Origin of the sequence: Paenibacillus sp. BR1-192 (genome assembly GCF_029542445.1) — a bacterium.
In the GTDB taxonomy this organism is placed as follows: Bacteria; Bacillota; Bacilli; order Paenibacillales; family Paenibacillaceae; genus Paenibacillus_AQ; species Paenibacillus_AQ lautus_A.
In genome coordinates this window covers 1,112,755-1,136,666 of the sequence record NZ_CP120718.1, presented here as the reverse complement: position 1 = coordinate 1,136,666, position 23,912 = coordinate 1,112,755, and the positions used below count along the sequence as shown (strand labels likewise).

General features: G+C 58.0%; 15 protein-coding genes. All 15 read right to left on the bottom strand.

Features of this window, described 5'->3' with window-relative positions; all coding sequences use genetic code 11:
• Window positions 1–74: 74 nt before the first annotated feature.
• Window positions 75–7,328: a helicase-related protein gene (locus tag P0X86_RS33260; RefSeq protein WP_481858274.1), complete on the bottom strand. Its 7,254-nt coding sequence runs from the start codon at window positions 7,326–7,328 to the stop codon at window positions 75–77.
• Window positions 7,329–7,341: 13 nt separating this feature from the next.
• The gene (locus P0X86_RS04900) at window positions 7,342–7,608 is read right to left on the bottom strand and encodes a helix-turn-helix domain-containing protein (protein WP_277747925.1); all 267 of its coding nucleotides are present in this window, start codon (window positions 7,606–7,608) and stop codon (window positions 7,342–7,344) included.
• 9 nt (window positions 7,609–7,617) lie between these two features.
• Complete coding sequence (locus P0X86_RS04895; protein ID WP_277747924.1) at window positions 7,618–8,103, bottom strand: hypothetical protein; 486 nt, start codon at window positions 8,101–8,103, stop codon at window positions 7,618–7,620.
• Between the two features lie 25 nt (window positions 8,104–8,128).
• Window positions 8,129–11,959 carry a DUF5704 domain-containing protein gene (locus P0X86_RS04890; RefSeq protein ID WP_277747923.1) on the bottom strand — a complete coding sequence of 1,277 codons (3,831 nt, stop codon included), beginning with the start codon at window positions 11,957–11,959 and terminating at the stop codon, window positions 8,129–8,131.
• A gap of 5 nt (window positions 11,960–11,964) precedes the next feature.
• The gene (locus tag P0X86_RS04885) at window positions 11,965–13,077 is read right to left on the bottom strand and encodes a copper amine oxidase N-terminal domain-containing protein (RefSeq protein ID WP_481858273.1); all 1,113 of its coding nucleotides are present in this window, start codon (window positions 13,075–13,077) and stop codon (window positions 11,965–11,967) included.
• A gap of 135 nt (window positions 13,078–13,212) precedes the next feature.
• Window positions 13,213–13,833 (bottom strand): WxL domain-containing protein, encoded by a 621-nt coding sequence (locus P0X86_RS04880; RefSeq protein ID WP_277747921.1) that lies wholly within the window; start codon window positions 13,831–13,833, stop codon window positions 13,213–13,215.
• A gap of 71 nt (window positions 13,834–13,904) precedes the next feature.
• Window positions 13,905–14,942 carry a hypothetical protein gene (locus tag P0X86_RS04875; protein WP_277747920.1) on the bottom strand — a complete coding sequence of 346 codons (1,038 nt, stop codon included), beginning with the start codon at window positions 14,940–14,942 and terminating at the stop codon, window positions 13,905–13,907.
• 20 nt (window positions 14,943–14,962) lie between these two features.
• Window positions 14,963–16,597: an RCC1 domain-containing protein gene (locus P0X86_RS04870; protein ID WP_277747919.1), complete on the bottom strand. Its 1,635-nt coding sequence runs from the start codon at window positions 16,595–16,597 to the stop codon at window positions 14,963–14,965.
• Window positions 16,598–16,626: 29 nt separating this feature from the next.
• Entirely contained in the window at window positions 16,627–17,601 is a 975-nt protein-coding gene (locus P0X86_RS04865; protein ID WP_277747918.1) for a hypothetical protein, read from the bottom strand.
• Window positions 17,588–18,136, bottom strand: a complete 549-nt coding sequence (locus P0X86_RS04860; RefSeq protein ID WP_277747917.1) for a hypothetical protein — start codon at window positions 18,134–18,136, stop codon at window positions 17,588–17,590. Before P0X86_RS04860 ends, P0X86_RS04865 begins: the two co-directional genes overlap by 14 nt.
• A complete protein-coding gene (locus P0X86_RS04855) occupies window positions 18,133–18,525 on the bottom strand; it encodes a hypothetical protein (RefSeq protein WP_277747916.1) in 393 nt (130 codons plus the stop codon). Before P0X86_RS04855 ends, P0X86_RS04860 begins: the two co-directional genes overlap by 4 nt.
• A 67-nt stretch (window positions 18,526–18,592) precedes the next feature.
• Window positions 18,593–19,072, bottom strand: a complete 480-nt coding sequence (locus tag P0X86_RS04850; RefSeq protein WP_277747915.1) for an ABC transporter permease — start codon at window positions 19,070–19,072, stop codon at window positions 18,593–18,595.
• Window positions 19,073–19,148: 76 nt separating this feature from the next.
• Window positions 19,149–21,218, bottom strand: a complete 2,070-nt coding sequence (locus P0X86_RS04845) for a hypothetical protein (RefSeq protein ID WP_277747914.1) — start codon at window positions 21,216–21,218, stop codon at window positions 19,149–19,151.
• A complete protein-coding gene (locus P0X86_RS04840; protein WP_277747913.1) occupies window positions 21,215–23,077 on the bottom strand; it encodes an ATPase, T2SS/T4P/T4SS family in 1,863 nt (620 codons plus the stop codon). Before P0X86_RS04840 ends, P0X86_RS04845 begins: the two co-directional genes overlap by 4 nt.
• Complete coding sequence (locus tag P0X86_RS04835) at window positions 23,074–23,907, bottom strand: P-loop NTPase family protein (RefSeq protein WP_277747912.1); 834 nt, start codon at window positions 23,905–23,907, stop codon at window positions 23,074–23,076. Before P0X86_RS04835 ends, P0X86_RS04840 begins: the two co-directional genes overlap by 4 nt.
• Between the last annotated feature and the right edge of the window lie 5 nt (window positions 23,908–23,912).

Genomic DNA, 23,912 nt, shown 5'->3' with positions numbered 1-23,912 from the left:
CTCCCTAAGAAAAACATAACCGATCGGGACGGAGCGAGCGAACCTGCAATCAGGGGATCGTTCGTCAAGAAACCTTAGCGTTCAGGTTCATTCGTTCTTCTACGCTCCGGCTGCTCCTGCTCGTCCTCCGCCATGCCGGAATCTATCGTCTCGTTCTCCCGCTTATCCATATTCAGCAGCGCATTCAGCTCGGCAAGCCGCGCCGACTTGGCTTGCAGCTCCTCCTCCTGCTTGAAGGGCGTTGCAATCTCCGCCTTCGCCGTTTCCACCTGCTTCCGAAGCGTGACAAGCTGATCTTGGCTGTAAGCCAGCTTCTCCGGCAGAGCAACAAGCGCATTGTTCAGTCTCGTAAGGTTGCCTCCTGCATCCATCCCCAAGGATACAGCATGACCCAGCGCGCCGCGCAGCGTCGCCTTGTATTCCTTGTTGAAGCTGTCAAACGATAGCCACAGCGAAAAGCCCTGATAATGGCCAACCTCCTGCGGATCGGGAGAGGTCATCCCCTTGCAGGCTTCGAGCAGCGCTGCGCCCGCCGATGCCCGTTCCTTATACGTAAACTCCTTGATCGTCATCCCGGCAAAAGCGGCTTCCTCGCCGCTATCTTTTGAGTCGTCCTGACGGCCATACAAGGCCGCATCCTGCTCGTACCCGGCAATCCGTTCCTCCGTCGATTTAATCTGCTGCGGCAACAGCTTGAGCAGCCGGTCCTCCAACGCATACCGCTGGCTCAGATGGTTGGCTTTGAGCAGCTTGAGCTTGGAAACCTGAATGTCCAAATCCATCTTTTCTTTGATATACGGGTTACCGGTCGCCAGCGCCTTCACCTCAGCATAGGAAAGAGCCGCCTCGTCGATGTCTTCGGCGGAGCGAACCGGCGACTTGCTCGTCATGATTTGTGAGATAAAGCGCTGCTTGTTTTCAAGCGTCTGGTAGAGATAGGCATCGAACGTATTCTCTGTGACGTAGCGATATATATGGGCTTCGCTGTTCTGATTGCCCTGACGAATCACGCGGCCTAACCGTTGCTCCAAATCGCGCGGTCGCCAGGGACAGTCAAGGTCATGAATGGCAACCAGCTTCGTTTGCACATTCGTACCGGCGCCCATTTTGAACGTCGATCCCAACAAGATGCGAACCTGTCCGGCTCGCACCTTGCCAAACAGCTCTTTTTTCTGCGCGTCCGTATTGGCGTCGTGAATGTAGACGATCTCCGCCTCCGGAACGCCTTTCTCCATCAATTTGCGTTTGATCTCATCATAGACGTTGAAGGTGCCGTCCGCCTTGGGCGTAGACAAATCGCAGAAAACCAGTTGCGTGAGCCGCTGCTCCTTACCTTCCTGCCAATGCCGATAAATGTTATCCGCGCAGGCGCTGATCTTGCTGCCCTCGTCATCTGGCAGCAGCGGATTGGTCAGCCGTTGATCAAGCGCCAGCTTGCGCCCGTCGTTGGTAATGAGCAGCATATTGTCCTCATGCGGCTCGACAGCCTTAGCTCGAACCTGCTCCGCGCGGCGGGCAAGATCGGCGACCATCTCCCGTTGAAACTCGCTTGGCGGTACCGCGACATTATGAAAATGTGCCTGCGGCACCGGAAGCTGGAGCATATCCGCCGTTTGGATGTCGGCCGCTTCCTTGAACATATTCATCAGTTCCGGCAAATTGTAGAACCGGGCGAAACGCGTTTTCGCCTGATACCCCGTCCCTGCCGGAGCCAGCTCAATGGCCGTAACGGTTTCGCCGAAGGTCGAAGCCCAGGAGTCGAAATGCTGCAAGCCTTGCTTCTGCAAGCTCGCATACTGCAAATAGCGCTGCATCGTATACATTTCCGTGATCGAGTTCGAGATCGGCGTCCCGGTGGCAAAGATGATGCCCCGGCCATCGGTTAGTTCGTCCAAATACCGACACTTCATGAACATGTCCGACGACTTCTGAGCTTCGGTTTGCGACAGTCCGGCCACGTTGCGCATTTTGGTATAAAGAAACAAATTCTTATACGAGTCGGCTTCGTCCACAAACAGCCGATCTACACCCAGTTCCTCGAACGTCACCACGTCATCCTTGCGGCTCGTATCAGTCAGCTTTTCCAGCTTGATCTGCAGCGTCTTCCTCGTCTTCTCCAGTTGCTTGATTGCGTAGCGCTCGCCCTTGGCTTCCTTCAATTCCCGAATACCGCTGGTAATCTCGTAAATCTGTTCTTCAAGCTGCTGTCGTTGGCGCTCCATCGAAATCGGAATCTTCTCGAATTGCGAATGCCCGATAATAATCGCGTCATAATCCCCGGTGGCGATGCGGGCGCAAAACATTTTACGGTTTTTCGTCTCAAAGTCCTTTTTCGTCGTCACGAGCACATTGGCCGACGGATAAAGCTGCAAAAACTCGGCGGCCCACTGCTCAATCAAGTGATTCGGGACAACGAACATACTTTTGTTGCACAGGCCCAAATGCTTGCTCTCCATCGCCGCGGCGGTCATCGCGAACGTTTTGCCCGCACCGACGCAATGGGCAAAGAGCGCATTGCCGCCATAGAGCGTGCGGGCGACCGCATTCACCTGATGCTGTCGGAGCCGGATTTCCGGGTTCATTCCGGTAAAGCGGATGTGACTTCCGTCGTACTCGCGCGGCCGAATGGCATTGAACCTGTCATTGTACAGGCGCGTCAACCGTTCGCGACGCTGCGGATCTCGCCAAATCCATTCGCCGAACGCCTCCTTCATCAGCTCCTGCTTTTGCTGGGCGATGGCCGTGTCCTTCCGGTTCAGCACCCGCTTTTCGACGCCGTTTTCGGTCACGGTATCGAAAATGCGCACATCCCGTAGATTGAGCGTATCCTCCAGAATTTTGTAGCCGTTGATCCGGTCGGTGCCGTAGGTGACGTTGGCCTTGATGTTGTTGCTTCGGTCGTCGCTCTTGCCTCGCACGTTCCACGCCGCCGTATAGTCGGAATATAACACTTGAATGGAGGGGCGGAACATCGGCGGCGTATCCAGCAGCTCGAACATAAAATCGCGAATCACGTCGGGAGGTAGCCAGGTCGCTCCCAACCGGACATCGATCTCGGAGGCCGTCAAATCCGGGGGCTGCACCGCCTCCAGCGCCTTGACGTTTTCGGCGTACCGCTCTGCATCATAGCTTGCGAGCTGCTTGGCGATAAGCAGCTTGTCGCGTACAGGACCGGACAAATACGCGTCAGCCGTTTCGTAGAGTGGCTCTCCGTTCTCGTCCATTTGCTCGGGATTGGGGAAGATGACACCGCGCAAGTCCTGTACCAGCTTATCCTCGGGAATGCCGGTCAACTCGCTCATATAGGGCAAATCGACCCTGGCCTTGACGCCAATGGACACCGCCAGCGCCTCGGAGGCGGTATCCACTCGCTCGACCTGCGTCCGTTGCCGAATGGTGCGTTTCGTGAACATGTCCGCCTTGCGCAGCATACGACCTTCATCGTCGAGAATTTCCAGCGAACAGAGCAGAAAATAAGAGCTGTCGTCCGAAAAGGCGAGACTGTTGGCGCGGCTGTTTATCAGCCCGTACTGCGCCGCGAAGCGATCATATTGCACGTTCAATTTGCGCTGCTGCTCGCGGATCGCTTCCTCGCTGCCATCCTCGGTCTGGTATTCGATCAACTCGCGCACAGTGTCCCGAAGCTGAATCATGCCCTTGATGCGACCCGCCGCCGTCGCGGAGGTTTCCACCGGGTGCATGCGGCTGTTCTCGCGAAAATAGATACGCCCCTCCACCAACGCAAAGCTGAAATTGCGCACGTTCGGATCGGCCGGCAGCGAGACGACTTCTTCCTCCGGCTGTTCCTCGCGTTCCGTTTCCACCCATTCGGCGTGGATGTTGGATAGCGCTTCGCGCAGCAGTTCGTCGAGCGAAGCATCCGGGAACGGGCGGCAGGTGGTTTCCTCGCGATTGCCATACATCCGATCATCGAATGCCATTGTACCCAACACCATATCCGGTTGGGCGGCAAAGTAGGCGTTGATCGGTACGCCGTCAGCCGTCTCGGCCAGCGCCAGCCACGGCTCGCTTTGCTCGCTGACGGTCACCATGCGGTCCCGCTTTTGCAAAAATAGAAGATCAGCGGTCACTTCCGTTCCGGCATTGGCTAGAAACGCATTGCTTGGCAGACGAACCGCGCCAAGAAGTGCCGCCCGTTCCGCGATGTACCGGCGCACGGCCGGATTTTGCTTGTCCATTGTGCCCTTAGAGGTAATGAAGGCGATAATGCCGCCGGGCCGCACCTTGTCGAGCGTTTTGGCAAAAAAGTAATCGTGAATCAAAAACTTGTGTTTATCATGTTTTTTGTCCGCGACGCCATAGCCGCCGAACGGCACATTGCCGATGGCAAGGTCAAAGAAGCTGTCCGGCAGACTCGTCCGCTCGTATCCGCTGATCGCAATGGACGCCTGCGGGTAAAGCTGCTTAGCGATGCGCCCGGTTAAGCCGTCCAGCTCCACGCCAAACAGCCGCGAATCCTGAAACGATTCCGGCACCAATCCAAAGAAGTTACCAATCCCGCAGGAAGGCTCCAAAATGTTGCCGTTGCGAAAGCCCATCTGCTCCAGGCATTCATACATCGCCTGAATAACGGTAGGAGACGTATAGTGGGCGTTCAGCGTAGAAGCACGGGCAGACGCATATTCCTCCGGGTCCAGCAGCGCTTGCAGCTCGGCATATTCGCTCGTCCATTGGGCGTTTGCGTCATCAAACGCCTGCGGGATACCGCCCCAGCCCACATAATGCGCTAGTACCGCTTGCTCCTCCGCATTCGCTTGGCGGTTGTCCTGCTCCAACTGTTGGAGCAAACGAATCGCTTCCACGTTGCGGCGGAACTTTGTTTTAGCGCCCCCGTGGCCCAAGGCATAATCCGTAATACGGTAATTGTTCGCCGGTTCGTGAAGGCGGGCAGCATTCTCGGAAGCAGGGGCTTCGTCATGTACCGTTTGCGCCGACGTTGTTTGCTCCGGTTTTGCTGATTCTGCTGGTTCTCTCGGCTCTTCCGATTCATCCGTTCGTGCATCTTTTTCATCGGTTTCCCAAAACGCTTCCGCTTCGGACAGTGATTCATCCGTCAGCAAATGATCGTTGAGCGGATTATCGCGCAGCAGGCGTTCCAGTTCCCTTCGGCTCAATTCCTTGGAGAACAGCGGGAACTGCTTATCCTGCAACCATACCTTGCGCGCCTCCAGTTGCACGATCTCATATTCATCCGCGCCGATGAAAACCGAACTGCCTTCGGTATACGCATGATGCAGGCTTTTCCGGTCGCGCGGCGGGGCATCGGGCGGCGGCGCGAGCGGCGATTCCGGCGACGGAAGCCGCCGGTCGCTCATTTCGCCTTCGCGCTGCCTGCGTTGCTCCCCCAGCCGCTCGGCATAGGCGGGCAACTGCTCCGCTTCCAGGCGATTCAGATAACGCCCCGCGGCCAGCAACTCGCCGATCCGCTTCTGCACCTTCGTCCAGGGCAGCACCAGTTTGTCTTCCTGGGCCGCTCGAAACCCGCGTTCCAAGGCAATGCCCTTGCTGTCGTGATGCTCGTGGATATGTGTACCCGTCAACGCGGGAGTGCGACCTCCTGTCCCGTATTCCCGTTTTAAAAACTCGATATTGTCCTGCGCCGACAGCGATTGCTGAAAATGAAGGGCAATCCGCAGCTTGCCGTTCTCAACGCCGCTGCCGTTTTGCAGGACGGCATCAATCACCGCCTGCGGCCAGACAAAGGAAGCGGCTCGTTCCTCCGCGGCTTCCTCCAGCCACATCGTTTGCTGTTGAACGGACGGCTCCGGTTGCTGAGTTCGGTCCCATTCATTCAGCAACAGCATGCTGCGGATATGACCTACGATCACGCCCCAATCGTAGAAGCCTTGCGCCGTCTGGTCGTCCGCTCGGCCCGTCCACATATGCAGCACATTCTGGTAAGGCTCCACCCCGAGCCAGTTGTCCGGCTCCAGCTCCAGCTCTGTTCGTCCCGGCGGGAACAGGCTCCTGACATACAACGCGCGTTCGCGCGGATCGTCGCTGCCATCAAAAAAAGCTGCGATCTCCGCCTTGCTCTGTAAGAGCGGCGCAGTTCGCAGCATGTCGTTGATCTTGTCTGTGTCATGAAAGAACGGAAGACGGTGGTCCTCCGTTCCCCGGTCGTGCCAGCTTAACGATACACCAGCTCGGTCAGAATCAGTTCCTCCGCCTGTTGCTTCAGATTGTTCATGTGGCCCGTCCAGCCCATCGAGTCGTTCGCTTTGTCCGGGGCCGGGTGCTGCTCCAGCAGCCTTGTCAGCGTCCGCTCGATCTGCTCCCTCGCCGTCCGGTCGATCTCCGCCAGATGCGGGTTCAACTGCTCCGAGAGCATAAGGTGAGCGTAGGTGCCCTTGCGCTCGGTTTTCAGAAACGTCTTGCGCAGCAGGCCGTATTTCCCGATGCTCATCGGCTCGGGCTGCGCCAGATCCGGCAGCAGGTAATCCCCGTTCTGCGTGTAAGTCAGTTCCATGTTCGATCATCCCCTCGCTTGGTTTATCCTCATTTTGCGGGATCGGTTCCGGCGTTGCAACGGTGCGGGGAAGCAGACGTTCTCTGTCTCGGTGCAAGGCCCGCACCGTGGTTTCGATTTCCCGCAGCATCGTTTCCGCCACATCGCTGATCGCAGCACCTAAATGCGAAAGGGCGGGCAAGGTATTGAAATACCCGATTCCGGACAAGTCGTCGGTACTGATATAGGGTGACGGCTCTTGCCCGCAACGGGCTATCGCCATATAGGCGACGGCATGCTGCGCGGCTTCCCGAAACAGCAGCTCCACATGCGAGGCATCCAGTTCTTCGAGCAGGCTGTTGTCGCGCTCGGCGAGCAGCAGCCGCACATAATCGGCGCTGTGATCCTCCACCGCGTTACGAGCCGCAGCCAGCAGGGAGGCGGGCAGTTCCATACCCGTCTCCCGTTCGTAACCGAAGGCGTTCTCCAGCGTTTCCAGAACAGCCTCCGTATCCGTTTCGTCCATGCGCCAGAGCGGCACGGCGAGCGACTGGCGGCTTTGCGTATCCGATACGTCAAACACATGGCGCAATCCCAGGCTGCTGCCCCGATCCTCAATTAGCGCGATACCCTTCGCGCCTCGCTTGACCCATCGGTTCAGCTTGTGATTCCAAACCTCAATCGGGGCGCAGGCGGTGGCGTCGGGGCGCTGCGCGTAGATCAGCAATTGATCCTGAAACGGATACTTGTAGTTCCATGCGGCGGTCCGCAGGAAATCGGCCCATCGTTCGGTATCGCTCACCACCGCATGCGCCGTGCGGGCCGACAGCTCGACCATGCGCTGCAGCTTGGCTGTCACATGGGCACCTCCTTCACAGAAGCGTAATTTTGTTGGTCAGCCGAATGCCCTCCTCGGAATACCGGGAGGTGCGATGAATCAGTCCGCTCTGCTCCAGACGATACAGATTGCGGCGAATGGCAGAGGTGGAGAGGCCGACTTCGGATGCCAGACGGCGGGAGGACAGCCACACCGTGCCGTTTCGACCGCCCGCCAAATCGAGCAAATAACTGTATAACAGCTTGGCCGCCGGAGGAAGCGCGGCTTCTGCCAGCAGTCGGTAACGCGTCAGATCGTTCATGGCGTCCTCCTATCGCTGTGTCTCCGTCTTGTTCTTCTGCGCGGCGGGCGCGGAAGGGGCTTGCCGCTGCTGCTCGGCCACCCGCTCCGGGCGCGCGTAGCAATACAAGTAGAAGTTGTAGTCCCCGGCAAAGGGAAAGCAGCGCAGGTAGTAACGGTGCTCAGGCGTCTCCATGCGGAAGCCGTATACGTCCGTGCTCCATGCACCCTTGATGCGCGCTTCCGGATGCTTGCTGCAGAAGCGAAGCATTTGCTGACGGCTTTTCAGCACGTCCTGGTCGCCGATGGCTTGAAACACCTTGCCCAATTCTTCCTTGAACGCCGTCGTTTCAAAGGGAGATCGCCGGGGAAACCAGGTCACCCAAAATTCCTCGCCCGAGCGCCCGAAATCCCCACGCAGATGGCCGATACAGCCGCGTCCGATTTCTTGCTCCGCCGAACCGGAATAAAAATAAGCCGCTTCCTCGGGAGCGGCGCTTTGCAGCTTCTCAAACATATTCATTCCTCCCGGCTGATGCACGTTAATGGGTGCCGCCTGTTCCAAAATCGTCGTAGCTGGACAAGTCCGCATGATAGAACGCCACATCGCCGTCCAGCAAGGAGAACCTGGCTCCATATGGATCGACAAAGCTGCGGCTAAAGCCCTCCAACTGCCATTGGTTGTTCAGCGGCGCATCCTTATACTGCAAATGAGGTTGACTGGTATTCCGGTTGCGGATCGTTTCGATATTGAAATTGACGATCAGGTAGCCGTCGCGCAGGAAGATCGGGGACTCGTCATCCAGCTTGTGCGTGCGTCCATACTCGGCCACATTGAAGCCCGCAGGCACCGCATACGGCGCAGCGGGCAGGCTGTATTCTCCGCGCCATAGCTGAGCGGCCGCATTGGCCCGTGCTGCATCGACGCCGCTTGGCACCTGCAGGCTGCCGATGAAGGTCCGAAGCTGCGGCGGCAGCAGCATGCCGTCATAGCCGCCCACAACAATCTTCTTTTGCCCCGCATCCTTCAAGAATTGCTGCACATACGCAGCCTGATTGCCCGTCGCGCCATTCAGCATCCAAAGTGAGCTTGCGGTATTCGTCAGCTCTTGCTTTGGCACGTTGCGCAGCCGGGTATCCAGCGTCACCAGCCGCTGCTCCGTGTCCTCGGCAGAACCAATGCGAATAAAGCGTTGATTGCCCGAATGATAATATAGGTCTATCGGTTGTCGATTCTGGCTCTGCTTGTCCACGAAATAGAAGGTCGGCGTGATCAGGATACTGTCGCCCGAGCCGAACATGTTGCCGAGTGTCTTCACCTCGAACTTGAAATGATAGCCCGTCTTGATTGCCACGTTTTTCTTGCCGCTCTCCGGGTGGCTGCCCGGCCGGATCGGCAATACAAAGGGGGCGGCATTGCCCCGCGCCGCGCCGTCAATGCCGTTCGGCCCGACCCAATAGCTGTTGCCGGTTGGCGTGGCGCTGCCCTTGGCCGCGCGGAATACCGTCTCCCACTGGTAGTCTGCAATGTCCGTGATGCGGAAATCGAACAACCGTCCAATCACCTCGACCGGCACGACCTGCGTCGCCACATGATGGCTCACATCCAGATTGGCATTCGACTGCGACGTATACGAGGACGGGCTGTTTTCGGCAAAGGAACGGAACAACACCTCATAATTGCCTTCGTCTACCCATACGGGCAGAAAAAACGTCGTCTGTAACTGACCGACCGGAATCGAGGTCCAGGTTTCCTTCGGGACCATCGTGGTGCCGTCGGCTTTGTACACATCGAAGGGGAAGCGCACCTGCTTGTCCCGGATATATTTGGCGTAATCCCGGTTGCCATAGCCCGTAATGTCGCGATGCTGTCCGCTGGTCGGAATCGTGACGGTAAATGGCCGGTTCAGAATGAGCGCCGAGCGTCCGGCAGTCGGCACCGTTTTCTGGTTATGGGCCTGATCGTCGGACACCGAGGCGAAATTGACGACCGGCGTATGCACCGTCACCGTGTTGATGCCGGAAATCGGAAAAGTTTGCTTGCTTCCGCCGCCAATGCCTTTAATCAGGGAGTAAGCGAGCGTTCCGCTGCTCGGCTGAGACGATTTGTTGCTCTTGTTCGAATCAATAATAAAGCCGCTGCCATACAGCACGTTTTGCCCGATCATTGGCGCAGCCGGAATCGTCCCCGGAGTTGGAGCGGTTTCTTCTACCGCGCGATTGTCCATAATGGTTTGCCCGTTAAAGACAAGCGAGTCGCTGCGCACCTTAATTTTCCCGATTGCCTGCTCCGCTTCCGCCTTCCAATTCTCGGAGGGCACGGAGGGACGGCTGGAGCCGCCGTTCAGCGACTTTCCTGGCAAAATGACATTGCGATAAACCGGATCGGTTACATGTGCGGACGGAGAAGCCTCATGGCTGGCCGAAACGGTTGGCGGCGTGTAACCGCTCGGTTGCAGCGTCACCTTGCCGCCCGGCAGGGCATAATTGGAAACCTCCGCTTGCTGCAGGCCGTAAACCTCCAGCCGGTCGATCAGCCAATAGCTGAACTTGCGTTCTACCGTATAGCTTTGCGTGACCGTTTGCGTAGCCGAACGCGGCACCGAAACGGTTGTCGAATGGCCCTCGCTGTCCGGCGGGCCGGGGACACGCTCGGTCCAAGACAACGAATACGTGCGGCTGACGGTGATCGGATACTGCTTCGTTCCCTTCATCTCCGTGAACTGGTTGCGATACAGGTAAGATCTGGCGCTCGCGTTCACGTACAGACTTTCGGATGTCGGGATGCCCTTGGTCACATCGAAGCGCTCCGTCCCGCGCGCATCCGCCTTGATGACTGCCGATGCGGAGGCATCCATGGCTTCGCCTTGCTGTTCGGAGCCGGTCTGCGAGGTATCCTCGCCGCCATGGATGGTCACCGTGTGATCGGAGGTGGAGTCGCCCGTTTGGCCCGCCGTATCCGTCACGACGACCGTAATCTTCACCGTGACGCTATCGCCGCTGCCGAGCGGGATACGGATCGGCAGCGATTGGCTGGCCGACTTGCCGTTCAACGTGCCGGTTTGTTGACTTGCGTTAACCAGTTGCGCATTTTCGATGCGCGTGATTTGGTACGACTTGAGCGGGTTCGGCGATTTAGCTTCGAACACAAATTCGCCGGTGACTGCGGTTTCCGAGGACGATGCCTCGGTCGGCGCTTCGATACGGGAGGTCACCGTCACAGGCGAAGGCACCTTGTAGATGCCGACAAAGTTGGAGCCGCTCGGATCAACGAGAATGGAGCGCTCCCGCAGCTTGCTATCGCTTTTCTCCTGAATGAACAGCTTCTCCGACGGATTGCTGTTGCTGGTAATATAGGAGCGGATGATTTCATAGGTTTGCCCGCCCTTGGTGATCGTTGCCTCAAAGGTGTGATTGGCTTCCGCTCCGGCCGCAAATTCGCCCTTATCCACTTCCTGCAACACCGTGCCCTCTTCCTTTTGGTAGATGGCCTTTACCGGACTGGCGGCTTCTTCATATTCGGCAATGACGTCCGAACCGCCAAGCGCCACAGTGAAGCTGCGAATCCGAACCTTATCGTTGGTCTCGGGGTTTTCCTGCACCCACTTTTTCTGCGTTGCATCCTGCTTCGGAGTCATGTAGGAGCGAACAATCCGATACGTTTTCCCGCCATCCTCAATGACTGCGGGAAACTCATGGTTAATTCCCTCGCCAATTTTGTATTTGCCTTTCAGGAATGTGACGTCCGGATTTTGAATGACCCGGCCATCGACGGTTTGGGCCACGACATCCACCGGAAATTCAGCACTGCGGTATGGAATATGGAGACCGAAATAATCATCGAGATCGTCAGGATGCAGCCAGCCCTCGGCTTGCTTGATGCCCGACAACGTATAGAAGGGACCTTTGCGGACCGAGCCGTCGCCATTGATGGAGACCATGACCGCATAGAAATACAAATCGTCATTGTCCTGAATACCGTCCATGCCTGCCGCCCACAATTGCTGAGTGACGATATCTTCGGGCACTTCGTAGAATGAGGTCAAGGGCTGCCCTGGGATAGGGGGATCGGGATACTGTCCTTTCTGCTTGACCTCCTGATCGAGAAACAGCGCATGCGGCAGTTCACGCGGATCGCTGCAATGCTTGGGCACTGTCGAAGAGCATGCCTGTTCTCGCGTGACGACCCAGCCTACCGTTTTGTATCGGATGGAAGTCGTAGCGGCCGTGCTGGTGATTTCAAATTGGATGGCTCCTTCCTTAATATTGATTTCAGGAGCAGCGGCAAATAACTTCTGAGGCATCAGCGACATAAAAAAAGTACATGCCAGCAGCATGTACAAGATAAACTTATGCGGTTTGGAAAGCTTCATTATATCTACTCCACCTTTGATATGGTGTGATTGAAGAAAAGGCTTGCGGTAGAAGAAACCTTCAAGGAGTTGCCCCAGTCCCCACCAACACTGGCTTTCATTTTTATATCCGAGTAGCCTTCATACCACACATTCTTTTCAAATTTTGCATCCTTCGGGAACCACTCATCGTACAGCAGACGGTCCTGTTTGTCGAACGAAACAAATCTGATTCTGAACTTGGCCCGGATGTAGTCGCCGCCAAAGCCATCATAATAGATCATGGAAGGCTCCGGATCAAGGTAGCCCTCAACCCGAATTTTGTTTTCCTTCACCCACTCGACATACTGGCGAATATATTTCAACTCAGCGTCCGAGTTTTGCAGCTTGGTTGCAAACAGTTCCTTCGCCCATACGTCATCTATCGTCCGGTAATCCACATTCAGCCACAACGCGCCAAACGTTTTCAGTCTGCTCAACCAAATGTCCACGTTCTCTTTGTTGTACTCTGAAATAGTCGAATAGAGCGTAGAGGATACCTTTCGATCCTCCGGGTCGGAATACGGATAAGCCAGCTCATACATCTCATTCGGAATATCCGCCAGAATGTAGGGATAATCCGCTGCGTTGCTCGGCAGGTCGGTGGTGCGAATCAATCGGCTCCACGGGTCGGTCTTGCCATCCAATAACTTGGTAGAAAGCAGCACCGTATTCGTTTGGTCGTCCCATTTCACCGTCACGCCGAGAATCTCGCTGACAAATCGCAGCGGGACAAAGGTTCGACCGCCCTGCATCACCGCCTGGGTATCGAAAGCCACTTCTTCGCCATTCACCGTCGCAACCTTGCTGCCGATGGTCAGCCGGATACGCTGATCGTCCTTTTGAATCGGAACCGCTTGGCCCACCGCCTCCCAGCCGACCTTTGCGCCAAGCGCCTCCGCTACAAAGCGCACCGGCACCAACGTCCGCTGATTGTCATCCACAAACGCCTGCGCATCCGGGAACCAAAGCTTCATCCCATCCATCATTACACTGACAAACGTGGGCGGCTTGGATGCCGCGCTCGCCGTCAGCGCAAAACCGTTCACCAGCACGACCATCACCAGAAAAAGCAGGATTCGTTTTTTCAACCGCTTCACTCCTTCGCATATAAATCTCCCATTTGGAAAAACTTTCTTGTCCCTACATGATAGGGGATCACATTGTAGCTTGTCCAGATTGCAACCGGAATACGGCTCCCATTCTATTGAAGGAACAGGAGCCGTCCGTGCGCCTTATACGCCCGAGCCGAGGGTGAAGGTCAGTGTTGCCGTATAAGTTGTCGCTACTGTGCCGACCGTATCGTTCACCTGATAGCTGCTGGAGCCGCTGCTGACCGAAGCGACCGTAACGGATTTCGGCACTGCCAGCGAATAGGAGACGCCTGCCGTATACTCGCCCATGCCGTAGCCCGGATCGGCTTGCAGCAGCTTGAGCGGCGTGGAGGACAGCGTACCGTTAACGGCCAGCGGTCCGTGGGTCGGATCAACGGCTTGACCGCTCAAGGCCACGACCGGAGTGCCGACAATGATCGAAACGGCGCTGGCCGGAATTTTGACGGTATACGTCCCCATAGTCGTCGGGTCGGGCAGGGGCTCGCTCACAAAATCGGTCGACGAAACGGATACCGACCAACCGGCGCCGCTGCCGCGGCTGTCCCGGACTGTAATCGCATTGGAGGCCGTCGAAATCTGATTCGCGGTTACGTCCAGCGTGACCGAACTGAAGGAAACGGTCGTTTGCGACGATTGATTCGTGCCCGCGATGATGGACACCGTTTCGGCATGGGCGGCGGCAGGAAGCAAAAGAGCCGTTGCCAAGGCGAGGGGAAGCAGCTTGCGCATCAATTTGAACATGGATCAGTTCTCCTTTACCCATAAATAAGTGTTGTATGTGAACATACCGCGTCCGGACGCAGCATGGAATTTTAGCGTTGTTCCTTGTTCCGCTTGTATGCCCGCCTGCGCCGCCACGTTACGATTCCCAGCAGAAGCAGCAGTCCGGCATACACATAGATGCGCGGCGAGCCGGGCCACGGCGAAGGCAACGGAGAGCCATCCTCCGCCACTTGGACGATCTCGCCCGAGGATGCCGTGCCCCAATGGGTACGCTGTGCCTCATCCGACACCTCGAAGGGCAGTTCCTTTTGCTCCGTCCTTCCGTTGACCGTCGTGATGACCTCCGCCAAATAAGCGCCAGGAGCCAGCGGCCGGCTCAGCTCGGCCCTGTGCTGCGCCACCGTCCCCGCATAGATGGAATCAAAGCGGGCCTCCAGCTCCAGCACCGGCTTGTCCTCCTCCGGGCGTTTGACCTGCACCGTCATTTCCGGCTTGGACAGGCTGCCTCCCTCGTTCATCAGCAGGATGGATAGAAAGGCCCGCCCATTCTCCAGCCCATACGAGACCGAATGCGGAACCGCCTGCGGCGGCTTTGCCTCGTCCAGCTTATAGCTCAGCACAACCTGCAAGCCGGTCTTGCGAACCATGCGGGTCACAAATTGCGTTTGTTCGTTGTCCGAAGGTGTGCGCGTCTGCCCCTGATCGTCGTAAACACCGATCACCGAAACGTATTGACCCGGCTCGACATGCTCCGGGATACGCATGCTCACGGTATAGCTTTGCGTCTCGCCCGCCCGCAGCGTGATCGGACGATCCGGTGTCGTATACCAGGCCGACGAGCCAAGCTCCGGGTCATCCGGCAGCGTAAAATCCTTGCCTCCGCCCAGCGCAGGGACGGCATCGGCCGTGTAGAGCAGGGCCGTGATGTCCTTGTCTGTTGGATTGGTGACCTCCACCGTATACTCGCGTTCGTCTCCGGGGACGATCTCTTCCAAATAAGCGCCGAGCTGCGGTTGGATGCGCGCCGGGTCGCCGCTTACGATTAATTGCTGTCCCTCCGCTGAGGCCGAAAATCCCGTCGCAACGCAAAAAACCGTTGCCAGCAGCAACAGTCGAATCCACATCATGCGTCATTCGCTCCTTCGGTTTAGAGTCCGCTGGTCAGCGTCAGGGTGAGCGTACAGGTATACGTTCCGGCCAGCAGGCCGATCATGTCGCCCTGCTTGTAAAAAGAGGAATCCGCAGCCTGCACAACCTCTACGGTCTCCGGCACCGCCAGAACCAGAGACAAATTCGTAATATAGATTCCCGTGCCGTAACCGGTATCTGCTTGCATGATTGGGACTGCGGTCGCCCCCAGTGTTTGTCCCGGCAGGTGCCTGGGGCCGTGAACGGCGTCAATCTCCATGCCCTGCAGCAAGGTAATTGGCAATTGCCCGCTTACGGTCAGGCTAGAGGCTGGAAAGCTTACGGCCAGAATGCCGTCTCCGGTTGTCGGATCAAGTCCCGACCTGTAAAACGGCGTGGCGGACACGCTCAGCGTCCAGCCCGAATTATAGCCGCACAAATCCGCAACCGCTATCGGCAAGGCGGCCGAGCTGTTCAAGGAGGACGGCAAAACCACCGGCAAAAACGAAGTGTCGCCCTTGGAGAATGCAAGCAATCCTATCACCAGACCGGGGACGGATCGGGAACCACCGTTGTATCCAAGCACACTGCCCGAGTTATTTCCCCAGCTATAGAGCAAATCGCTTGTTGTCCCGGCCAGCACAAAGTCGGACTTCGTGCTGCCGACAAATTGCACGTCCTCCAACTGAACGCGAACCGGCGCGTGGCGATCCGTGCCCGTCCCGTCTCCCAGCTTGCCTCCCCAATTCGAGCCCCAGCCCCACAGCTCGCCGTTGGCCAGCCTCGCATGGGTGTAATCGCCACCGGCGTGAATCGAAGCGACATCCGACAACGCGGTAAGCAGCGTCGGTTCATAGCGTCTGTCGGTATCGCCAAAGCCCAGTTGCCCATATGTGTTCACGCCCCAGCACCAGATTTGACCGTTGCTATCCAGGGCAAAGGAGGAATCGTTTCCTGCCGACACGCTGACGATGTTGACCAAGGCGCTCTGCCCATACGGCGTCGTCACCGGAGGCCCGGCTCCGCCGTTGCCAATGCCGCCATAGCTGTTGCTCCCCCAGGCATACACCTGACCGCTCGTTGTCACGGCCAGACTGTGAGCGCCTCCTGCCGCGACGGCCCCTACCGCAGCCAGCCCCGATACTTGTACCGGAGACGTTTTGCCGATCGTTGTCCCGTCGCCAAGCTGCCCCTGCTGATTCGCTCCGGTTGCCCATAACGTTCCGTCCTGCCGGACAAACAGCGCAAACTGGATACCGGCGTCCACCTGCGTCACGCCGGAGAGTGAAAGCATTGTCGGCTCATTTCCTTGCTTCATGTCGCCAAGGCCAAGCTGCCCCTCCGCGCCGCGTCCCCAAACCCACACGGTACCACCGGGTTGCAGCGCATAGCCCGATGTCGCGCCGCAAGCAATACCCGTGATCTGATGCAAGGATTGAATGCGGGTTGGAAACGAAACGTATGAACCGCCGGAATCATAACCTAATTGTCGCTGCTGGTTGCTGCCCCACGACCAAACCGTTCCATCCGATTTTAGCGCCAGGGCAAAATCGCTGCCGCCGCAAGCCTGGGTATATACAGGCCCAGCTGCTTGCGCGGCGGGCATCGGGACGGCAAGACACAGCAGAATCGCGATTAATAGACGGATATACACATCCGATTGCCTCCTTTCTTGAGTGCGAGCTAAGGTGAACAGGGCAGCGGCATATACCCGTTGCGTGCCGCCGCCTGCTCGCTGGCAAAGACCTCCTCGCGCGGGTAATCATAGCCGCAGGAGCTGCGGAAATATACCTTCATCGCGCCTTTGCGGGCGCCGATGATTGTCTCCTGCTTGAGCACCCGGCTCCCTCCCAGCGCGTAACTGTTGTATTGCTTCGCGCCCATCGGAACGCCCTGCAAAAATGCGAGAACGCCTACATCGTCGATGCTGTTGCTCCAGTCCTCGTCCGGGATCAACGGCAAGGTGAATACATATGAAAATCCGGATCGGGAGACGGCCTCGTTGTATTGGTTGATCCGATAAGCCAACTCATCCTGAATGGCCCGGACAATCGTGCTGCGGCGGACCTGTTCAAAGCGTTCGGCATCCTGCAGAAGCGGAATCGACGTTTGCTGCCGAATGTCCTGCCGCAAACCCTCGTACCAGCTTCGGCTTGCCGCGTCGTAGGCCAGCACCTCCTGATCCAGCGTAAACGACAGGGTGTTGCCCGCCTTATCCGCATAAGCATACGGCTGCTTCGCTCCCCAAACCGCCTTCATGATCGTCTGGCCGTCCGCACCCGTCCATTCCTGTTCGCTGTAAACGTAGAAGCCGTCATATCCGACGATGACAAGAGCGGGAACGAATCGGTGCAGCGTCCCCTGCGCCACCGGATCGCCCGTAATGCCGAAGCCCGCATCGAGCGTCCGATAAAACGCCGCGACCGCATCTTCCTTATTAAGCGCCGTTCGTTTGTCCGAGCCGTACTGCGCCTCTTGCTGCTGACTGGCGTTGCCGATCAACTGGCTGGCCGCATCGTCCACCGCTGTATCCAACGCGGCATCATAGCGCAATTCGGTCAGCAGCGTCTTGCGCAGCGCATCCGTCTCGATGCGGTTGATCGTCGCAAACGGAAGAAACAGCAGCGCGCCGACAATGGCCCATTCAATCCATCGCATGGCGCACCGTCCCTCCGTAAGGAATGACAATCTTTTCATTCGGGCTGATCGTGTTGCTCAGCATGTCAAAGATCAGCGTCCCCGCCGTCCGGTTCGTGTTGCGCACCGTAACCGAGAAGGAATCGCCCACCCGCATCCGGTAGCGGCGGCTCGGATCATCCTTGGCCAGCGTATTGCCGGGGAACAGCACCGGTAAAATCTGTGCGTTGTAGTACGCATCGTAGTGAATTTCGTAGGTGCCACGGAACGTTTCCGGCCGGGTCGGGTCCTCGTAAACCGGCACATAGGTTTTGCTGCCATGCTCCATCTCGACGGCAAAGCTGTTGCCGGTTGCCGCCAGAGCGGCCATAAAATCGTTGTACATCACGGGCGTAATGCCGCCCTTGTCGCGCACCGCGTCCACAAACGAGGTCGTCGCCCGCAGCGCCACCAGCTCGGAAATGTCGTCCTGCTGGTCGAAGGCTGCGGAGAGGGGATACAGGTAGAGCAGCAGGAGCGCGATCAGCACCGCGAACAGCTTGAGCAGCGTGTTCATGGCACCCGCCTCAAGACCAGACGCAGCAAATGCCCCGCCGCATCGCGTTCATATTCAGGCACATATTTCGCCTGCAACGAAATGCCTGCCATGCGAAGCTGCTCCCGTTCCAGCGGCGCTGCGTAGCGAACACCGTCCACAAGCATGTCCGCATCGCCTTCCTCCAGCCGCGCAAGCGCGTGGAGCACCTCCGCGCCGCTCATGGTGCCGTCGCTGACTATAGGGCTTGCGGTCTGATGCAGGCTGCGCTCCTGAGCTTGGCCGGAGACGTAGGCCAACGTGTTCAGCGAAGCCCCGTTTTCAAACAGCAGCAGCCCCGTTCCCGCCGCCATCAGAAATGCCAAAAAAGCGACACTCATCTCCATCATCGTTCTCGGGGCGTAATCCATCCGGTTTTCCTCCCTTCAGACGGAAAACGTCCGGGTTTCCCGGACGCTTCCGTTCCTTCCTCCGGTCTTACTGCTGCCGGAACACAATACCGCGAATGACATTGCTGCTGTCCAGCACCAGATTCGCGCGGAACTTGCCGCTCGGGTTCACGTAGTTGATGTCCGCCTCGTCCACCGTCTGCGCGATCAGGCCCGGAGCCACTCCGACAACCGTGCCGTAGGTCACGCTGTCCAGCGGCACGCTTGTATTGATCGTTTTGCCGTACCATTGCCCGGCCGGGTTTTTACCAGTGTAAATCTGAATGCCGAATTGATCGACATCGCGGAATTTACGCAGCGCGTTGACGACCTGGCTGCCTGACAGCGTTGTATTGTCGTATACGGTAAAGGCCGTTTGCGACAGCTCGGTCTGGATGTTGCTGAAATTGCTTTGCGCAGCTTTGGTGGAATCCTGCGCCGAAACAAACAGCACCACGGCCAGGGTAATGAGAGCGATGGCGAGGAAAATACCCGCTGCCATCACTAATGCTTTTTGTGCATTCGACATGGAATTCGCTCCTTATGATTGGGATCAACAAAAAGCCTTCCTCGTGAAAAAAGGAAGGACGCTTTTACGGCTTAACTTACTGAATGCGTTGAAGCTGCTCGTAGTAAGCCGTCATTTGATGCAGGCTGACGACGAGCAACGGGATGACCAAATACCCGAAAATCAGCGTCATCAGGGGAGTAAAGCCGATCCAGCGCCCCCAGCCTGCCTTTTGTTCAATCAATTGCTCATACTCCTGCTTGCGCTGCTCTCGCGCAAAGTTCTGTTCCGCTTCGAGATCGTCGAACGCCTGACGGATCGTCAAATGTTGTGACGCCAGCTCCAGCTTCTCCACCGTCCGCACGAACGGCACAAATGGTGCGTCCTCCTTGAGCTGCGCCAGCGCCTGCTCCTCGCCCTGCTCAAAGTGGAGCAAGCACGCCTGCAACGGCTCCTTGAACAAACGGGCAAACTGCTCCATCCAGATGAGCAGTTGCTCGACCGACATGCGTTCCATCCCGGCCAGCATGGCGATCACCGCCTGCAGCTGATCGACCTCGTGCTTCATCTCCATCCGCCGCATGCGCCGTTCAAACCATCGGATGCCGACGGGCAGCGCATACCCTCCCCAGCCTCCGGCGATGGCCAACAACACCTCCCACCACAGCAGCCGCGGCTGCTCCAATTTCTCCAGCTTCCCGATCACCCGCCGCGCGGTCAGGCGAAGCTCTTCCTCCTGTTCGCCGTTAACGGCCTGCTGACGGAGCAGATTCATGACCATTTGTTCGTTGCGCGGCCTCACCTCCTTTACTTGTTCGATGATGCGGCGATCCAGCGCTGCGGCTTCCCGCGCCTTGGCTTCTTCCTCGGCCGACAACTGCCCGAACAGCATCCCCGGCTTGACAGGCGCATACAGCAGTTGATGACGCTCTGCGGCGTGCAGGGATACAAACAGCCCCAGCACGGCGGCAAAGGCCAACGCGCCTGCGACCACCCGCTGCACATAAAACCATTCCAGCCGTAGCGGCGAAGCGGTATCCTTGAGCAGCTGCGTCACCCGCTGCGCTTCCCGCGAATCGGGAGCCGGCCCCAGCCGCTGCACAAGCCAGCGCATCCAGGGCCAGCCATACACCCGCTTTTCCCATCTTTTTCGGCTGGTAGATCGGGCAGCCCCATCCAGCTCCGACAGCGCACGGAGCAGCACATAGGACAGCCAGACGACCACGAGCAGGCTTAGCTTCGCCAGCCAACCGAGCGCCCCGGCGTAGAAGGCATCCATCGGCGGGAAAAAGCGGCTTGCCCAGGCTTCAATCGGGCGGGTAAAGAGCAGCGGCACCAGCGCAATCACCGTCAGCCCTTGCAGCAAATAACTGAGCTTCTCCCGTCGCAGAAGCTCCAGACTCAGCTCGCCGGACAGCTTTTCCAGCCCCTTGAGATACACTGAGCCGCTTTCCGTTTGCCGGTCGCCATGCTCTTTAATGAGATAAGACAATCCGGCCAGCCCCTGCAAATAACGATTGGGGGCCAGCTCCACGTATTGCGCCAGCTTGTCCTCTGCATTGCTGTCCGTCAGCATGTCGTACAGTTCTTGTCCGTGCAGCGCCATTTCATAGAGCGCGCCGTCCGCCGCCTCATAGATCGCTTCCTCGACCATGCCGTGGCGATGGTAGTGATGCCGCACATCGCCGAAGAACGTGCGAAGCTGCCGGAGCAGTCGCAGCTCCAGCCGCTGCACGCCCATGTCCGCGAGCACGCCGTGGCCTACCCAAAGCCCAAGCAGCAACATGCCCCAGGTGAACGGATCGCGCACCATGACGGCAAGCGGGATGACGAGCAAGAGAAGGATGCTCCATACCCGCAAAGCAGACTTGATCGTTTCCAGTCGCAGCTTCCACTCGTCGCCCAACCGAACGATCAGGAGCCGCTTGCGCAGATGATGCAAATAGGCACGCAGGATCGGCACCTGCTCGCACACGCTGTACAACTGTTGCAGGAAACTGTACACCGCTTGTCTGCGCGACGCCTGTCCAGGCTTGCGCAGCGATTCGTAGCGCCGAATGGCGGCAATATCCGAATCGCGTCGGGACAGCCATAGGAACGCCGCCACTGCCATCAGGAACAGAACCGTCGATATGCCGAGCAGTGGAGAGAGCCATTCCCGCATCATGACTCCTCCTCCCAATGGCTGTCCAGAAAGGCATCGAAGACCGCCTGATCAGGGCCGCTCAAGTATGTCGCTATGTCCCGGCGACTTTGCTCGGACAGCGGATGGACGGCAACATACCGTCCGTCCCGGTATTCGACCAGGTTCCGTGCGGTATACAGCGGGCGATCCGTCGAGCGCCGGAAAAATTCCAGCATCGTTTCCATAAAAGCGGCCTGCCGCACATCCTTGGTCATCTTGCCGGTAAAATCGGCCGGATAATCCGCTTCCTGCGGCACCGGCATACATTCCGTAATTCGTTCAACATACCTCCGCCCGTCCAAGTCACGACGTAAATGAATATCGAAATTGACGACGCTGACGACTTGCTGCTCGGCCACGCGCTCGCTACTAAACACGCCGGTCTTGAGCAGCGAATTGCGCAGCGACAGCACGAGATCGCGGAACGTTTTGGCGTGGTGGGTGAACAGCGTAAACAGGGATGCGACCTGCGCCATCTGCACCATCCAGGCCGCAACCGGGTCGGTCGCGACCTCACCCAAAATGTTCACCGAGCCGTCCGTTTTCTTCTGAATGTCCAGTCCTTGCTGGCCGGTAATCGTTTCCGTTTCGCGCAGGCTGACGATGTTGCGAGTCGGGTAAATTTTGCGAAGCTGCAGTTCAAAACTCATCTCCTGCACCCGAATCGGCAATACCGCCGGAATATGGCGCACCATCGCCATCAATAGGGTGGTCTTGCCGCTGCCCTGTGCGCCGGTGATTGCCGTAATCCGCGCGCCCGCGACCAAGTAGCGAATGAGTCCGATCGGCAGCTCCGCATTTTCGTCTTGAATCAACTGCTCCAGTGTAGCGCTCTGCACATCGAATTTGCGCACAAAAAAAGCCCACGATTCCGCAAACCGGGGGCGCAAGACGACGACGCGGGAGCCGTCGCCCATTTCATTGACCTTATAGCCGTTCGCCTCGGACAACTGGCCGGGAAAATTATGCTTGTAGATGATCTGACACACGCGGCGCAGCTCCTGCTCCGAGCCGAACGAGAGGAAACTCAAATGAATGGACTTGCCCTTGTAAAACAGCCAGACGCTATCATGCGAACGAGGCAGTGCCTGCCATTGCGCGTCCTCTTCCAGCGCCCATTCGCCCTCCCACATCAGCGGCGGCAAACCGGACACCCCGCCGGATACGCCGTCGATTCGCATATCGCGCAGCTCGTCGATGACGCTAAATCCCTTGTAGTGCTGGTAAATCCGCTGCACGACAACGCGGAGCTTATCCTCCTCCGTCAAGCGAGGGACGCTTTGGGCATAGATGCTCCGAATTTCTTCCTCCGAGATCCGGTAAGCCTCCAGTTGCCCTTCCTCATCGAAGCGCTGCCGATCCAGCTCATACGCCTGAAGCATCTGCTCCAGCGCCCGCAGCCCGAATTGCTGCCTGTAGCGATCCAGCAGGATGTCAAACTGATCCTGGGCAGTGAGGGCATCCGGCTGCTGGAACGGCAGCAACAGGTTCAGGTGTTCATCATCCAATTCGTATTGCTGCATCAGCAAATCGGCGATCACCTGCTTCACGTATTCCTTGTCCCGGAAATCCCCGGAGGTGCAGCCGCGCAGCGCCTTCTTTAGCTCCGCCCGCTTGTTCTTGCGACGGCGGTATTCTTCCTCGGACAAGCCGAAATCGCTGAGATGGCTCGTTGTCATTTCGTGCAAGGTGTCTTTGATAAACGCCGTCATCGCCTCCAGCGTGTACACGGTCTCGCCACCCGTTCGCTCCGGCAGGCGGCTGCTCATGCGCAGATACAAGAAAAAGGCCGCCAGCAGCAGAAGCGCAAGCACAAGCAAGGTATTCAGCAGCGTCATCATGGCGTGTCCTCCTTGCCGCCAAACAGGGGCCGATTAGCGCCCGCGCCTTCCATCAGCCCCTGCGCCAGCGCGCGCACCTGCCGGACAAAGCGATGGTTCTCAAGCTGGCGCGGTAGCTTGCGATTACGGAACCAATACGGGATCGCCTCCCCTTGCTGCACCGCATCCAGCCAGCCGGTATTATGCGCGACCGGAAAGGCCGGCTGCTGCCAGCGGAAACGGCGCTGGAGGTTGTTTACTGTCAGGGCTGACGCCGGATCGAACTGTCCAAACGCCAGCAGCGCGTTCCGTCCGTTTAGCCGCTCGCTTTCCGGCAATTGAAAAAAGCGCTCCAGCAGCAAGCAATTTTGCGGCAGGCATACGACGACGAGATCCGCCCGATTTCGCAGCGTCTTCCGCCAGCCCGAAGCCTGCCCGCTGCCGCCGTCCAGCAGTACCAGATCGTAGGCACGCTTGGCCGTATCCAAAAGCGGCTCCAGCCAGCGCTCCGCCAGCGCGGCAAAGCCTTCGTTCGGCTTCGCCGAGCCGGGCAGCACGTCCAGCCGTTCCCGCAGCAGCGGCTGCGCGTAATCCCGCAGCATCCTCGCCTCCAGCTTCCGGTTTTGCAGCAACCGCAGCAGCGCGTCAATGCCGCTATCCGGCAATCGGGTCGGATTTTTTTCCGGCCGGTAAAAGGCGCGCTGCACCGCCTCATCCTCCTCGCTAAGAAGGCCGAGCAGTAGCAGCCTTGCCGAATATTCCAGCCCCAAACACGTTGCTGTCGCCAACAGACTGGTTGTCGTTCCGGCCTGACCGGGGAACGGACTCCAAAACACGACGATCATTCCCATGTGCG

Coding starts and splice junctions, on each gene's coding strand:
- P0X86_RS04900 (WP_277747925.1), bottom strand. CDS start 7,608: ATGAACGATCTGACGCGTTACCGACTGCTGGCAGAAGCCGCGCTTCCT.
- P0X86_RS04895 (WP_277747924.1), bottom strand. CDS start 8,103: ATGTTTGAGAAGCTGCAAAGCGCCGCTCCCGAGGAAGCGGCTTATTTT.
- P0X86_RS04890 (WP_277747923.1), bottom strand. CDS start 11,959: ATGAAGCTTTCCAAACCGCATAAGTTTATCTTGTACATGCTGCTGGCA.
- P0X86_RS04880 (WP_277747921.1), bottom strand. CDS start 13,833: ATGTTCAAATTGATGCGCAAGCTGCTTCCCCTCGCCTTGGCAACGGCT.
- P0X86_RS04875 (WP_277747920.1), bottom strand. CDS start 14,942: ATGATGTGGATTCGACTGTTGCTGCTGGCAACGGTTTTTTGCGTTGCG.
- P0X86_RS04865 (WP_277747918.1), bottom strand. CDS start 17,601: ATGCGATGGATTGAATGGGCCATTGTCGGCGCGCTGCTGTTTCTTCCG.
- P0X86_RS04860 (WP_277747917.1), bottom strand. CDS start 18,136: ATGAACACGCTGCTCAAGCTGTTCGCGGTGCTGATCGCGCTCCTGCTG.
- P0X86_RS04855 (WP_277747916.1), bottom strand. CDS start 18,525: ATGGATTACGCCCCGAGAACGATGATGGAGATGAGTGTCGCTTTTTTG.
- P0X86_RS04850 (WP_277747915.1), bottom strand. CDS start 19,072: ATGTCGAATGCACAAAAAGCATTAGTGATGGCAGCGGGTATTTTCCTC.
- P0X86_RS04845 (WP_277747914.1), bottom strand. CDS start 21,218: ATGATGCGGGAATGGCTCTCTCCACTGCTCGGCATATCGACGGTTCTG.
- P0X86_RS04840 (WP_277747913.1), bottom strand. CDS start 23,077: ATGATGACGCTGCTGAATACCTTGCTTGTGCTTGCGCTTCTGCTGCTG.
- P0X86_RS04835 (WP_277747912.1), bottom strand. CDS start 23,907: ATGGGAATGATCGTCGTGTTTTGGAGTCCGTTCCCCGGTCAGGCCGGA.